This is a genomic window from Chryseobacterium sp., assembly GCF_019236175.1.
Taxonomy (GTDB): Bacteria; Bacteroidota; Bacteroidia; order Flavobacteriales; family Weeksellaceae; genus Chryseobacterium.
Genome location: NZ_JAFAJM010000019.1, coordinates 460196 through 472533, shown reverse-complemented (window position 1 = coordinate 472533; position 12338 = coordinate 460196). Strand labels below are relative to the sequence as shown.

General features: G+C 36.9%; 14 protein-coding genes. 10 read left to right on the top strand and 4 right to left on the bottom strand.

The window, feature by feature from the left end; translation table 11 throughout:
- The first annotated feature begins 154 nt into the window (after positions 1 to 154).
- The 8 genes from JO178_RS18335 (at position 155) to guaB (ending at position 7421) form a co-directional block, all read left to right on the top strand.
- Complete coding sequence (locus tag JO178_RS18335) at positions 155 to 406, top strand: type B 50S ribosomal protein L31 (RefSeq protein ID WP_027375398.1); 252 nt, start codon at positions 155 to 157, stop codon at positions 404 to 406.
- Positions 407 to 784: 378 nt separating this feature from the next.
- Positions 785 to 1945, top strand: coding sequence for a putative sugar nucleotidyl transferase (locus tag JO178_RS18330; protein ID WP_291938871.1), 1161 nt, complete (start codon positions 785 to 787; stop codon positions 1943 to 1945).
- Between the two features lie 98 nt (positions 1946 to 2043).
- A complete protein-coding gene (locus JO178_RS18325) occupies positions 2044 to 2553 on the top strand; it encodes a sigma-70 family RNA polymerase sigma factor (protein ID WP_291938869.1) in 510 nt (169 codons plus the stop codon).
- Complete coding sequence (locus tag JO178_RS18320; protein WP_291938867.1) at positions 2528 to 3193, top strand: hypothetical protein; 666 nt, start codon at positions 2528 to 2530, stop codon at positions 3191 to 3193. The genes JO178_RS18325 and JO178_RS18320 overlap by 26 nt, the downstream gene beginning before the upstream one ends.
- 56 nt (positions 3194 to 3249) lie before the next feature.
- Positions 3250 to 4530: a DUF4252 domain-containing protein gene (locus JO178_RS18315; RefSeq protein WP_291938865.1), complete on the top strand. Its 1281-nt coding sequence runs from the start codon at positions 3250 to 3252 to the stop codon at positions 4528 to 4530.
- A 10-nt stretch (positions 4531 to 4540) separates the two neighbouring features.
- A complete protein-coding gene (locus tag JO178_RS18310) occupies positions 4541 to 5038 on the top strand; it encodes a DUF4252 domain-containing protein (RefSeq protein WP_291938863.1) in 498 nt (165 codons plus the stop codon).
- Between the two features lie 29 nt (positions 5039 to 5067).
- Entirely contained in the window at positions 5068 to 5772 is a 705-nt protein-coding gene (locus JO178_RS18305; protein WP_291938861.1) for a hypothetical protein, read from the top strand.
- Between the two features lie 188 nt (positions 5773 to 5960).
- Positions 5961 to 7421: an IMP dehydrogenase gene (gene guaB, locus JO178_RS18300; RefSeq protein ID WP_291938859.1), complete on the top strand. Its 1461-nt coding sequence runs from the start codon at positions 5961 to 5963 to the stop codon at positions 7419 to 7421.
- A gap of 90 nt (positions 7422 to 7511) precedes the next feature.
- On the opposite strand, the gene JO178_RS18295 is transcribed toward guaB, so the two are convergent.
- The 3 genes from JO178_RS18295 to JO178_RS18285 all read right to left on the bottom strand — a co-directional run bounded on the left by JO178_RS18295 (position 7512) and on the right by JO178_RS18285 (position 8997).
- Complete coding sequence (locus tag JO178_RS18295; protein ID WP_291938857.1) at positions 7512 to 7706, bottom strand: KTSC domain-containing protein; 195 nt, start codon at positions 7704 to 7706, stop codon at positions 7512 to 7514.
- A 94-nt stretch (positions 7707 to 7800) separates the two neighbouring features.
- Positions 7801 to 7893 carry a T9SS type A sorting domain-containing protein gene (locus tag JO178_RS18290; RefSeq protein ID WP_291938923.1) on the bottom strand — a complete coding sequence of 31 codons (93 nt, stop codon included), beginning with the start codon at positions 7891 to 7893 and terminating at the stop codon, positions 7801 to 7803.
- An 18-nt stretch (positions 7894 to 7911) separates the two neighbouring features.
- Positions 7912 to 8997, bottom strand: a complete 1086-nt coding sequence (locus JO178_RS18285; protein WP_291938855.1) for a DUF4407 domain-containing protein — start codon at positions 8995 to 8997, stop codon at positions 7912 to 7914.
- A gap of 210 nt (positions 8998 to 9207) precedes the next feature.
- On the opposite strand from JO178_RS18285, the gene JO178_RS18280 reads away from it, so the two are divergent.
- Complete coding sequence (locus JO178_RS18280) at positions 9208 to 11127, top strand: zinc-dependent metalloprotease (RefSeq protein ID WP_291938852.1); 1920 nt, start codon at positions 9208 to 9210, stop codon at positions 11125 to 11127.
- Between the two features lie 61 nt (positions 11128 to 11188).
- On the opposite strand, the gene ruvC is transcribed toward JO178_RS18280, so the two are convergent.
- Positions 11189 to 11743, bottom strand: a complete 555-nt coding sequence (gene ruvC / locus JO178_RS18275; protein ID WP_291938921.1) for a crossover junction endodeoxyribonuclease RuvC — start codon at positions 11741 to 11743, stop codon at positions 11189 to 11191.
- 103 nt (positions 11744 to 11846) lie between these two features.
- On the opposite strand from ruvC, the gene JO178_RS18270 reads away from it, so the two are divergent.
- Positions 11847 to 12338, top strand: a complete 492-nt coding sequence (locus tag JO178_RS18270; RefSeq protein ID WP_291938850.1) for a hypothetical protein — start codon at positions 11847 to 11849, stop codon at positions 12336 to 12338.

The window sequence follows — 12338 nt, the reverse complement described above, 5'->3', positions numbered from 1 at the left end:
TAACGAAAATACTTTGAATTTCTTATCATTAAAAAAATATTGAATCCGGTATTTGGATATTCGAAAAAATGTTGTACTTTTGCAACCTAAAATTAGCAGAGAAATATCCATTACTATTTCGAAAGCAAACTTTAATTTTTTTAAAAATAGTATTATGAAAAACGGAATTCACCCAGAAAATTATAGACTTGTTGTTTTCAAAGATATGAGTAACGACGAAGTGTTTCTTTGCAAGTCTACTGCAGAAACAAAAGACACTATTGAATTTGAAGGACAAGAGTATCCATTGATCAAAATGGAAATCTCTTCAACTTCTCACCCTTTCTACACTGGTAAAGTAAAACTAGTTGACACTGCAGGTAGAGTTGATAAATTCATGAACAAATACAAAAAATTCGCTAAGTAATTTTTTGAAAATTAAAATACTAAAGTCTTCCAATCTTTTGGAAGACTTTTTTTATTGCCGTCCATCTTCTTTAGTTTCTTTTTAGAGCTTTATCCCGCTATCCACTCATACTCCTCACGCCCGTGCTTTCCGACGCCTGTTGCGGGGTAACCGTTTCTATCGGGGCTAGGCCTGTAATCATTAATAAGAACTTGAGAGCGGTTAAAAAAAGATAAAAATTCCACAGCTTTAGCCAAAACCTGATACAGCCTGTCTCACCTTCTCCTATCTTTTTGTATTTTTGTTTTAGATTGAAATTAGAAACAGAAATTTTTTGTTCAGCAAAACTTCCGGTCTCTAATTTCTGACCTCTGACCTCTAACCCCTAACTTCTAAAAAATGCAATTAGTATTTTCAGACGCACAATATTGGGAAGATTTTCTTCCGCTTACATTTACCCGCCCTGTTGCAGCAATGCGATGCGGAATCCTCACCTTCTCCGAAAGATGGCAAAAGATCCTTGACAATGCAGAGGTGTCTTATTTTACAGAAAATTATCTTCAGGATAAATTCAAAAGCCCGGAAGATAAAGAAAGTCTTTTTTTAGTGACCAATTTTTTACCCACGGAAACAGTTATTCAGCAAATTAAAGACCTGAAGCAGGGAGAAGCTTTAGTCTATGAAGACGAACTGGTGGCGGCCAGAATAAATATGAAAGGGTTTTCCCTGCATCAGATTGAAAAAATGACGGATATTAAAGAACATCTTATTTTCTTTAAAAAACCAGCGGATTTGTTTACCTACAACCATCACGCAATTGATTTTGATTTTGAATTGCTTACAAAAGGAAGAACCTCACAGGAATTATCTTCTACCAACGGATTCTTAGGAGATAAAAAAGATCTGTTTATCGAAGAAGGAGCACAAATTGAATTCTCTACCTTAAACACAAAAACCGGGAAGATCTATATCGGAAAAAATGCCGAAATCATGGAAGGGTGCCATCTGCGTGGCCCGATTACATTGGGTGAAGACTCCAAGTTTAACCTGGGCTCTAAAATTTACGGGGCAACGACCATCGGCCCGCACTCTAAGGTAGGAGGTGAAGTCAATAATATTATCATCTTCGGGTATACCAGCAAAGGCCATGAAGGATTTATAGGAAATTCCGTAATTGGAGAATGGTGTAATTTTGGTGCGGATACCAATTCTTCCAACCTTAAAAACAATTACAGTCACGTAAAACTCTGGAATTACAGAACCAAAGCTTTTGAAGATACAGGCTTGCAGTTTGCCGGTTTAATTGTGGGAGATCATTCTAAAACAGCAATCAATACCCAATTGAATACCGGAACCGTAATCGGGGTGGCTTCCAATATCTTTAAACCAGGATTTCCACCCAATCTTGTGGAAAACTTTTCATGGGGTGGTCTTAAAGATGATGAAAGATTTAAATTAGATAAAGTCTACGAAGTAGCAGAAAGAGCAATGGCCAGAAGAAAAGTCTCCTTAACAGAGAAAGATAAGGCTATTCTGAAACATATTTTTGATACTTATTAACCGGATCATAAAAAAAACTTCAAATTTTTGAAGTTTTTTTTATTTTAGATGTAATAGATTTGAAACGGCAGTTGTCTTACCTATAAGAAACAAAACTCATGACCCAAGAAACTTTCAAGAATACGGTGTTTATTCTCAAAGACGAGATGTATCGTTTTGCGAAAAGATTCGTCATGAGCAGTGATGAAGCTGAAGATGTTGTGCAGGATCTGATGATGAAGTTCTGGCAAAAACGGGAAGAGCTGGCACAGTTTGGAAATTTTAAATCCTATGCACTGAAGTCTGTCCGGAACGAATGCCTGAATCGTCTGAAACACCACGATGTGAAGATAGGATTTGCAGACATGCAGCTTCACAGATCGGAACTTTACAGTATGGAGGTTGATAATCTTAAAGAGCATATTATCGGATTTATCAATCAGCTGCCGGAAAAACAAAAAATGGTCATCCATTTGAAAGATGTAGAAGAGTACGAAGTTTCCGAAATTTCCGAAATGCTGGAAATGGAGGAAAATGCAGTAAGGGTAAACCTTATGCGGGCAAGACAAAAAGTAAAAGAACAAATCTCACAACTGATGAGCTATGAAAAAAGATCAATTACAAGATAAATACGACGAAATCTTCCGGGATATAAAAGAAGAGAAGATGGAATGGAGCTTTGATGATTTTCTTCAGCAAACCGAAGAAAAAAATACCAATGACGATGCTCCGGTGATTCCTCTGGAAAAGAATAAGCCTTCTTTCCCGAAATGGTTCTGGATGGCTGCTGCTATTCTATTGCTGTTCAGTCTCGGGTTTGTTTTCAATACCTATATGAATACCAATATTCAGGATAAAGGAAAACTGGTAAAAGATGAAGTATTAAAACAAAAATCAGGCTTTATAGAAGAAAATAACGATCATCAGGGGCAGGTAGCCGTGAATCATACGGATTCTATAGCAGGTGCCAAAAAAGATTCTATTTTCCAGGAAGGGCCTGTTGCTGAAAAAGATGTAATGGATGAAATTCTTCCCAAAAGAGGCAGACTGAAAAAAGAAAGAAGACCGAGGTATGTAGACAACTCCTCTTTTAAAAATAAAGCTTCAAATGATTCAACCGGATATAAGAACTCTTATGTTATTGTAAACGGAAAAAGAATCGATAATGTAGATGAAGCGATCAATGTAACTAAGTATTCATTCCAGATATTTGCAAATAACGTTAGTGAAAAATTGGTACAACCTAAAGTAGTAGATGACGATTATTAACTGAAAAAGAACCTAGGTCTTATCAGTACTAATCATTAACTTAAAAAAATTGACTCATGAAAAAATTACTCATAATATTCGCACTTGCTTTTTCCCATTTCTTTAATGTATATGGCCAAAGAGACAAATTTGATCAGCTTTTTGAAAAATATCAGGAGGTAGAAGGGGTGACTTCCATCAAAATTGCCAAGCCCATGTTCGGGATGTTAAGCAGCCTGAATATAGACGATTCACAGCTGGATAAAATTAAACCGCTTTTGTCAAAGATTAACGGGCTGAAGATTCTGATTACGGAAAATCCTGAAAAGGCAAATACAGCGGACGGACGAAGAGTTCAAAATAACCTGTCCCAATTGAGCAGGGATATTTCTTCCTATCTGAAGAATCTGAACTACAGTGAAATTATGTCAGTTAATAATTCCGGAGCGAAGATAAAATTTCTTTCTTCAGAAGCAAAAAACGGTATTTTAGACGATCTGTTGCTGAGTATAGACGGTGGAAGCGGAGAAAGTATTTTCGTGATGCTGGACGGAAAATTATCCATGGATGATGTCAGTAAGATTATCAACTCCAGTGAAACCAATTTGAATCCGAACACCAATAAAAGAAATAATCTGACTTCCGGGACTACTAATGAATCTTATCTGAACGGGGAAGCAAGAAATGTAGGTGACTTTTCAGGAATCCAGGTAAGTACGGGAGTCAATGTGATTTTCAAACAAGAAAAACCTACCAGTGTAAAGGTTATCGCAGATTCAGATAAATTACAATATATTGTTACAAAAGTTGAAGGAGGAATATTGAAGATATACATCGATAATAAAGGAACAAAAAGCCTGAGATTCCGAAATTTAAGTGTAAACGTTTCTTCTCCGAAAATGTCTTCTATTGATGTGTCTTCAGGCTCTAACTTTACGGTAGTTAATTCTATTCAGGAAAATAATATGGCTATCGATGCGTCCTCAGGAGCCAATATAACCGGTGATTTTAAAATCTCAACATCCGTGGATGTATCTGCTTCTTCGGGAGCTAATATCAGAGCAGGAATTACGGCGGCTAATATTGATATTAAAAGTTCAAGCGGCTCCAGTATCAGTCTGAATGGTAATGCAGATACCGGAATTGTAGATATAAGCAGCGGAGCAGTATGTAAAGCAGATGATCTTAAATTTGCGCGTCTAGAAGCCGAGGCAACTTCCGGTGGAAGCCTTACCGTGAGTGTTTCAGATAAACTGAAAGTAAGAGCCTCTTCGGGAGGATCGGTAAGATACAAAGGAAGACCCGAGATTGAGTCTAACATCAGTAAAAGCTCAGGAGCATTAAAACCTATTGACTAAAAAAATAATCATGAAAACTTTAAAAATTATTCTTCTGTTTTTGACGATAGGAATGTTCCAGTCTTGTATTGTCTCAGGAAAGCCAAATATAGACTTCTTTTCAGATGCCCGGCATGATTTTAAAGAAGCCCGGTTTATGAGTGTCAATGTGCCTGTTGCACTGGCTAAACCCTATATCAAAAGAGCTTTGCGGCAAGATGGAGAAAGTGAAGAGGTGATCAGCCTGATTAAGAAGATTTCCAAAATAAAAGTACTTACCGTAGAAAACGGGAGCCAGGAAATGCTTCGAAGATATGGACAGTATCTGAATGATCATCAGTACGAAGACTGGGCTACAGTAAAACATGACGGAGACAATGTAAATCTCAGAGTAAAACAAACAGGCGATGCCATTAAGAATATGCTGATTACCGTAAAATCAGACAGAGAACTGGTCTTCGTTGATATAAAAGGAAGCTTTACACCCGATGATATTTCAAGAATGATTAATTCTATTTCGGATAACTAATTTATCTTTAGCAGAAAAGTTGTTTTAATATGGAAAAATTAATCAAAGAAGTACGTTTTCTTAAAATTTATGCATTTTCATTAACTGTATTATGTGTATTATTTTTTATTCTTGCATTCAAAACACAGGCTTCCAATGAACGTTTCAAGGAGATAGATGTTGAAAGGATTAATATTGTTGAAAAAGATGGAACCCTGAAAATGGTGATCAGTAATAAGGAACGGCAACACCCCGGAATGCTCAATCATAAAGAAATGAGCCCGAGACAACGGGAAGCAGGACTTATTTTTTTTAATTCATTAGGAGACGAATGTGGCGGGCTTGTTTATGATGGTAATGAAAAAGAATCAGGAATGGTCTATTCCATAGATCAGAGACATACGGATCAGATTATGCAGCTTCAGTATTTTGAAGAAAACGGAAAAGATAAAAACCGGGTGTATGGATTGAAACTTTGGGATCGTCCTGATAACTTTCCGCTGGAAGCAGTCATTAAATTTGAAGACTCACTTAAAAAACTGAATGATCCTGCAGCAAGTAAAAGAGCATATGCCAAGCTGAGAGCGGAAGGAAAATTAACTAATGAACGTTTTTTTGCAGGCAAAACCTCCAATGGAGACGTAGGAGTTTTTATCCGCGACACTAAAGGAAAGGTAAGATTAAAATTATATGTAGATAAAAATAATCAGACACATATTGAGAATTTAGATGAAAACGGAAACGTAGTTAAATAAGATTATTTTTATTTAAAATTGAATTGTAACAAGTAGTTTTCAACATACTTATTTATTTTGTGATGAGACCATTCTTTAAAAAAGAATGGTTTTTTGATTTAAGTTATTGATTATTAAATTTTATGTAAACTATTAAAAAGGATTTTCATATGTCATCGAAATAACCTAATTTTGCAAAGAAAGTAAAGATGTCTATTCATAACAAAATTGTAGAGACAGCCATCACTTTCGATGACGTTCTTCTAGTCCCTTCTTATTCAGAAGTTTTACCTAACCAGGTTTCATTAAAATCAAGACTTACCGACAAAATCACGCTGAATGTTCCGATAGTTTCCGCTGCGATGGACACCGTTACTGAAGCTGATCTGGCCATTGCTTTAGCAAGAGTCGGAGGTTTAGGCTTTATTCACAAAAACATGACGATTGCTGAGCAGGCTGCTCAGGTAAACAGAGTAAAACGTTCCGAAAACGGAATGATTTCCGATCCTGTTACCCTTTCAAAAGATCATACTTTAGGTGAAGCTAAAGAATTGATGGCGAAATTTAAAATTTCAGGATTACCCGTAGTAGATGCTGATAATGTTTTAATCGGAATCATTACCAACAGAGATGTGAAATATCAGGAAAATCTTGATATGAAAGTAGAAGAGATCATGACCAAAGAAAATCTGATCACTTCTGATAAAGATACTAACCTTGAAAAAGCAAAGGAAATTCTTCTCAGAAACAGAGTAGAAAAACTTCCAATCGTAGATAAAGATAATAAACTTGTCGGGTTAATTACCATCAAAGATATCGATAATCAGCTGGAATACCCTAATGCCAATAAAGATCAGAACGGACGCCTTATCGTAGGAGCCGGAGTCGGAGTTGGTGAAGATACTCTTGACAGAATCGAAGCTTTAGTACATGCAGGGGTGGATATCGTTGCTATTGACTCAGCACACGGACACTCTAAAGGAGTACTGGATAAAATTTCAGAAATCAGAAAAGCATATCCTACCTTGGATATCGTTGGAGGAAATATCGTAACAGCAGATGCTGCGAAAGATCTTATTGTTGCAGGTGCTAATGTACTTAAAGTGGGTGTTGGGCCAGGATCTATCTGTACTACGAGAGTAGTAGCAGGGGTAGGGGTTCCTCAGTTATCTGCCATTTATAATGTATACGAATATGCTCAGTCTCAGAATGTAACAGTTATTGCAGATGGTGGGATCAAACTTTCCGGAGATATCGTAAAAGCTATTGCAAGCGGAGCAGGAGCAGTAATGTTAGGATCTCTTTTAGCAGGAACTGATGAAGCACCAGGTGAGGAAATTATTTTCCAGGGAAGAAAATTCAAGTCTTATCAGGGAATGGGAAGTCTTTCTGCTATGAAGAGAGGAGGAAAAGAAAGATATTTCCAGAGTGAAGCTAAGAAATTTGTTCCGGAAGGAATTGAAGGAAGAGTACCACACAAAGGAAAACTGGAAGACGTTATTTTCCAGTTGACAGGAGGTTTAAGAGCAGGTATGGGGTATTGTGGGGCTAAAGATATTGAAGCTTTACAACAGGATTCCAAACTGGTAATGATTACAGGAAGCGGATTGAAAGAATCTCACCCGCACGATGTAATTATTACACAGGAAGCTCCGAATTATTCTTTATAAGAAATAAAAGGAATTTAACTATAGCTGAGGCTGTTTCAAAAGTGAAACAGCCTCATTTTTTTAATGATATTGTCGTAAAAATAATCTTTATTAAACTCTCCTGAATCTGAATTTCGGTTTGATGACCCTGTTCAGAAACTGGCCCTTCGAGGATGCTTTTCCAAACTTCTCCGCAATATTCAGGGGGACTTTAAAATAATCGTAAACAGCTCCTGACTGATATATGATTCTCAATATTTCAGTTTCCGGAAAATAAATAAAGTTATGAACTACACTTGACGGCATCATCAAGCAAAGCAAAAAACATTCCCTAAAATTCTAAAAAAAACTTCCGGATTTCCGGAAGCTTAAATAGTCTATAGTCTTAATAGTTTGTCGTTTATTTTTTTACAAATTTAAATTCACGGTGCTGAAAATCTTTTGTGTTAATTCTGAGTATATAGGTTCCCGAACTAAGCTTTGAAACATCAATTTTGGATTCAAATAGGTACTAATCGTTGGTCTCTTCTTTGTACAGGTTCTCCTTAAAATCATCAATCCGGAAATCTGTCACCGCATTTCCTTTTTCAATTTTTTCTTTAGAGTAGAGCCTGAAATCATTTTCCGTTTTTTCTAGCAGATAGTCATAGGGCCCGACATGGGAAATGAGTTTTACCAGTACAGGAGAAATCTCAAGACAAATAAAAAGCCCCATAATAAAAGTAGCAGCCAGCCCTATAATGGCAGAATTTTTCCCAAGTTCATCCAGCGCCTGTAATCTTGCCGCAAATCCGTTGAATTTATCCTCAAAGGTTTCAGAGGATTTTCTTTCCGTTTCCAGATTGGTATATACTTTGGAAATTTCTTTATCCAGATATTCCAGTCTTGGGGCGGTTTGTTTCTGATAGTTTTCCAGATCCTTTCTTCGCTGTTCTTTTAATTCCTGTTTACGTTTCGCGTTCGGTCCAAAACCCTCTTTTCCACTGGTCAGGCCGGATTGTTTTCCAAGGATTTCTTTTTCAAGTTCTACCGATGCCGAATCATAGGATTTCTGATATTGTGCTGTTTTTTCTGAAATTTGTTTTTTCTCCGTTTCAAAAGGCCCGCTTTGTTGCAGAATTCTTCCGCTCATTTCGCCCTGAAGCTGTTTTTTGTTTCTTTGGATAATTGTATTCAGCTGCTTGTTAACTTCTTTTTCGAAAATTTTAAGTTCTAAAGGTTTTGAAATAATAATTCCTAAAAAGGTTGCTAAAATTAAACGGGGAATGGCCATGAGGATCTGATTCCACCATGTACCTGTCTTTTTAATAGAGGATACAATATAGCGGTCAAGATTGAAAATCATTAATCCCCACAGAACTCCAAAACCTGTGGCAGCCCAGATATTATCAAATACAGTGTACATGGCATATCCTGCTGAAAGAGTAGCAAAAATAGCCGTGAAAAGAACAATTCCTCCAATTCCTGAAAATTTATTCCATTCACTCGGAGTCTTCCTTAAAATATGGATGTTGCCACCGGAGCATATCATAAGAAACTTCTGGAACCAGTTTATTTTGTGATTCGATTGATTTATAGTTTGTTGGTTTGTTTTCATAACTGAAAATTTATACAAATGTACTACTAAAAATCATACCAATGTAAAAGATAGTATTATGTTTTGCCAAGTAATCGTATATATAGATTTAATCTATTATCAGACAAACATATATATTAGAGTGAATAATGATAAAAAAACACTTCAATTTTAATGATTTAATTAAAAAAATGATATTTTTGTTTTAATATAAATAAAAAAAATGTAAAAATGAACAAAATTACTATTGTTTCGATGCTTTTGTTGTTTGTTAATGTTTTTTCTCAAAGCCAGGAGCATTATTGTGGCTTTGATGAAGAACTAAAAAAAATGGATGCGAGGTTTCCTGAATTGAAAAAAAGGCGGGAAGACGGAGAGCAGAAATTAAGAAGTATTAACAAACAGGCTTTTCTTAATAAAGTGGGAGGAACAACCTCCTGGAATGGCTTGTATACCGGACAGGTTTATGAAATTCCGGTTGTGGTGCACGTGATTGAATCGCAGGCAGCAGCTAATGCAAACCTGGCAGTCACCGATCAGGAAATCATCAACTGGATTGAAAGAGCCAACAAAATGTATGCAACTACTTATGGTAACGGATTTTATCCGGAAGGGCCAGGAATTGACGGCGGAAATGTAATGCCTTTCAGACTGGTATTGGCAAAAAGATCTCCCCAATGTACCCCCACCACAGGGATTGTGAGATATAACGGGAGTTCAATTCCCCTGTATGATACAAGAGGAATGAAGTCTGCTGCATCGGGGAACGGAGCGACTGATAGCCAGATTAAGACTCTGGCCCCGCACTGGCCGGAAACGTCCTATTTCAATATTTATGTGATTATTGGCTTTAACGGGCAGCAACAGTCTGCAGGAGGATTAATGGGGTATGCCCGTTTTCCTGAAGTCTATGACTATTTCTATGAAAGTTTTATGAAAGTAGCCACCATTAAAAATCAAAATGACACGACACTGACACATGAGCTGGGCCATTCATTTGGACTTTACCATACATTTGAAGGTGGAAATTATCAGGCGACAAGCGGAAGTGCAAACTATTGTCCTCCCGCACAGACAGATTGTACCGTAGATAATGACCAGGTTTGTGATACAGAGGTATCGGGAGCTGCATATTATCAGAATCCTGCACCTTCGAATACCGCAATCAATCCGTGTACAGGAGTGAATTATCAGGGAGTACAGTATAATATTATGAATTATTCCAATACAAACCGGAAGTTTACCGAAGGACAGAGAGAAAGGGCAATTATGTTATTAATGGAGTACAGAAAGAATCTGCTTAATTCCACAGCAGCAAAAGATCCGTCAGTTGTGATTCCGTCTCCAGTGTCTGTGATTGCAGCACAGTGTAGTCCTACAGGAATTTTGCACCCTACCAACAACAACTATGCAGTAGGCCCTACAAGGGTGGAGTTTGGTTCAATCAGCAGTATGACTAATGGATATGATTCGGATGAGGTTTCTCCTAAATTCTATGACGATTACGCTACCGCAAACTGTATCAGACCTGCATATTATACGGATATTCCGTTAACATCAGGTACTGCTCTGAATGTATATTATGAAAACGGTTTCGGACAGGCAGAGAAATTCATTACCAAGGTATGGATAGATTATAATAATAACGGATCATTTGAGGCTTCCGAGCTTGTTGTTAACAATACATCGGCTACGGTACCTTCAGGAAACGGAATGACCATTACCAATACAATTACACCTCCTTCCAATGCCGTTACCGGTACATATTTAAGAATGAGAATAGCCGTAGATGCTGCAACATTCGGAGGAACAACACTTCCTGACCTGACTGCGTGTTCACAGTTACAATACGGACAAATGGAGGATTATGCCATAAGAATTACCAGTTCTGAATTAGGAACATCTGAAATAAAAGGGACGTCAGAATCAAAAATGACCTATATCAAATCTGAAAATAAATTAAAACTATCAGGAAACAAAAATGATATTTTTGGTGATTATCAGATTTATGATATGAGTGGTAAGCTGATTCAGAAAGGAAATTCCCCTACTAATGAAATTCAGATGAGCAGAGAACTTCCTAAAGGGGTATTCATCATCAACTATACAAGCAAAGCCCAAAAAGAATCCAAGAAATTTTTAAATAACTAAATAAAAAAGACCTTGTAAAATAGATAGCCCCCAAAAAGTTAGACACTTTTTAGGGGCTTTTTTATTTTAAACGATCCGGATTCTGTTTTAGAAAACTTTCCCAGCCTGAGTAAGATTTGGTATCTGCTATAGTTCCCGAGTTGAAATGATGACATACAGCGACGGCGAGACCATCGGAAGCATCTAAATATTTTGTGGGAAATTCTTTTAATTTCAGCAGATTCTGAAGCATTCCCGCTACCTGTTCCTTACTGGCGTTACCATTTCCGGTAATGGCCATTTTAATTTTTTTAGGAGAATATTCGGTAATGGGAATATTTCTGTAAAGACTGGCAGCCATAGCTACCCCTTGTGCTCTTCCCAGTTTCAGCATGCTTTGAACATTCTTTCCGTAGAAAGGAGCCTCCAGAGCGACCTCGTCAGGGTGAAATTCATCGATAAGGGCCAAGGTCTTATCAAAAATATATTTGAGCTTCGTTTCGTGATTAGGATATTTTTTTAAAATCAGTTCATGAATGGAGATCATTTCCATTTTACCTTTTTTAACGGAAATAAGACCAAATCCCATGACAGCTGTTCCGGGGTCAATACCTAAAATTATTTTCTCTGCAATCATTGGTTCAAAGATAGGACTTTCTGTAATTTTTTTTAGCATGAAAAAAAAATCAAAGACTGGTGATTTGTATTTAAAACTTTATTAACTTTAAGAAAAAATGATCATGAAAAATTTACTTAACTTATTCATTGTTCCCGCTTTTCTGTTTTGTAGTTTTCAGAAAAAGAGTGAATTAGCTCTGCTCGGGGATTTTGCGACGGAAAAATCTGTAAAGAAGGCTGACCGGATTATGTATCTGTTTTTTAGGACAGATAAAGACCTTTCAGGAAATGCAAAAATTGTTCTTCAGGAAACTAAAATTTCGGAAGGCAGATTAAAATTTTTACCTTCTTTTGACCGAAATGAAATCCGGGAGGGCGATTTTGTTATTACCATAATAAAAGCTGATGGAAAAGAAGCGGCTCAGCAACTTGTAAAGAACCCGCTAAACCCGGAACTGGAAGTCTATGAGAAAGAAGGTATTTCCAGACATCAGGCCTCCCTCCAAAATGCTGAATTCAGCGTAAGATTTTCCTATGCTGAAGATATCCGCTCTGTAAAAATTGAAAAAGCGACAGAAGACGGGCTACAGTTATTATTCACACAAAAACTATAA

What these genes read in the sequence shown, in the direction of transcription:
- JO178_RS18335 (WP_027375398.1), top strand. Translation starts at nt 155, where the DNA reads ATGAAAAACGGAATTCACCCAGAAAATTATAGACTTGTTGTTTTCAAA.
- JO178_RS18330 (WP_291938871.1), top strand. Translation starts at nt 785, where the DNA reads ATGCAATTAGTATTTTCAGACGCACAATATTGGGAAGATTTTCTTCCG.
- JO178_RS18325 (WP_291938869.1), top strand. Translation starts at nt 2,044, where the DNA reads ATGACCCAAGAAACTTTCAAGAATACGGTGTTTATTCTCAAAGACGAG.
- JO178_RS18320 (WP_291938867.1), top strand. Translation starts at nt 2,528, where the DNA reads ATGAAAAAAGATCAATTACAAGATAAATACGACGAAATCTTCCGGGAT.
- JO178_RS18315 (WP_291938865.1), top strand. Translation starts at nt 3,250, where the DNA reads ATGAAAAAATTACTCATAATATTCGCACTTGCTTTTTCCCATTTCTTT.
- JO178_RS18310 (WP_291938863.1), top strand. Translation starts at nt 4,541, where the DNA reads ATGAAAACTTTAAAAATTATTCTTCTGTTTTTGACGATAGGAATGTTC.
- JO178_RS18305 (WP_291938861.1), top strand. Translation starts at nt 5,068, where the DNA reads ATGGAAAAATTAATCAAAGAAGTACGTTTTCTTAAAATTTATGCATTT.
- guaB (WP_291938859.1), top strand. Translation starts at nt 5,961, where the DNA reads ATGTCTATTCATAACAAAATTGTAGAGACAGCCATCACTTTCGATGAC.
- JO178_RS18295 (WP_291938857.1), bottom strand. Translation starts at nt 7,706, where the DNA reads ATGCCGTCAAGTGTAGTTCATAACTTTATTTATTTTCCGGAAACTGAA.
- JO178_RS18285 (WP_291938855.1), bottom strand. Translation starts at nt 8,997, where the DNA reads ATGAAAACAAACCAACAAACTATAAATCAATCGAATCACAAAATAAAC.
- JO178_RS18280 (WP_291938852.1), top strand. Translation starts at nt 9,208, where the DNA reads ATGAACAAAATTACTATTGTTTCGATGCTTTTGTTGTTTGTTAATGTT.
- ruvC (WP_291938921.1), bottom strand. Translation starts at nt 11,743, where the DNA reads ATGATTGCAGAGAAAATAATTTTAGGTATTGACCCCGGAACAGCTGTC.
- JO178_RS18270 (WP_291938850.1), top strand. Translation starts at nt 11,847, where the DNA reads ATGAAAAATTTACTTAACTTATTCATTGTTCCCGCTTTTCTGTTTTGT.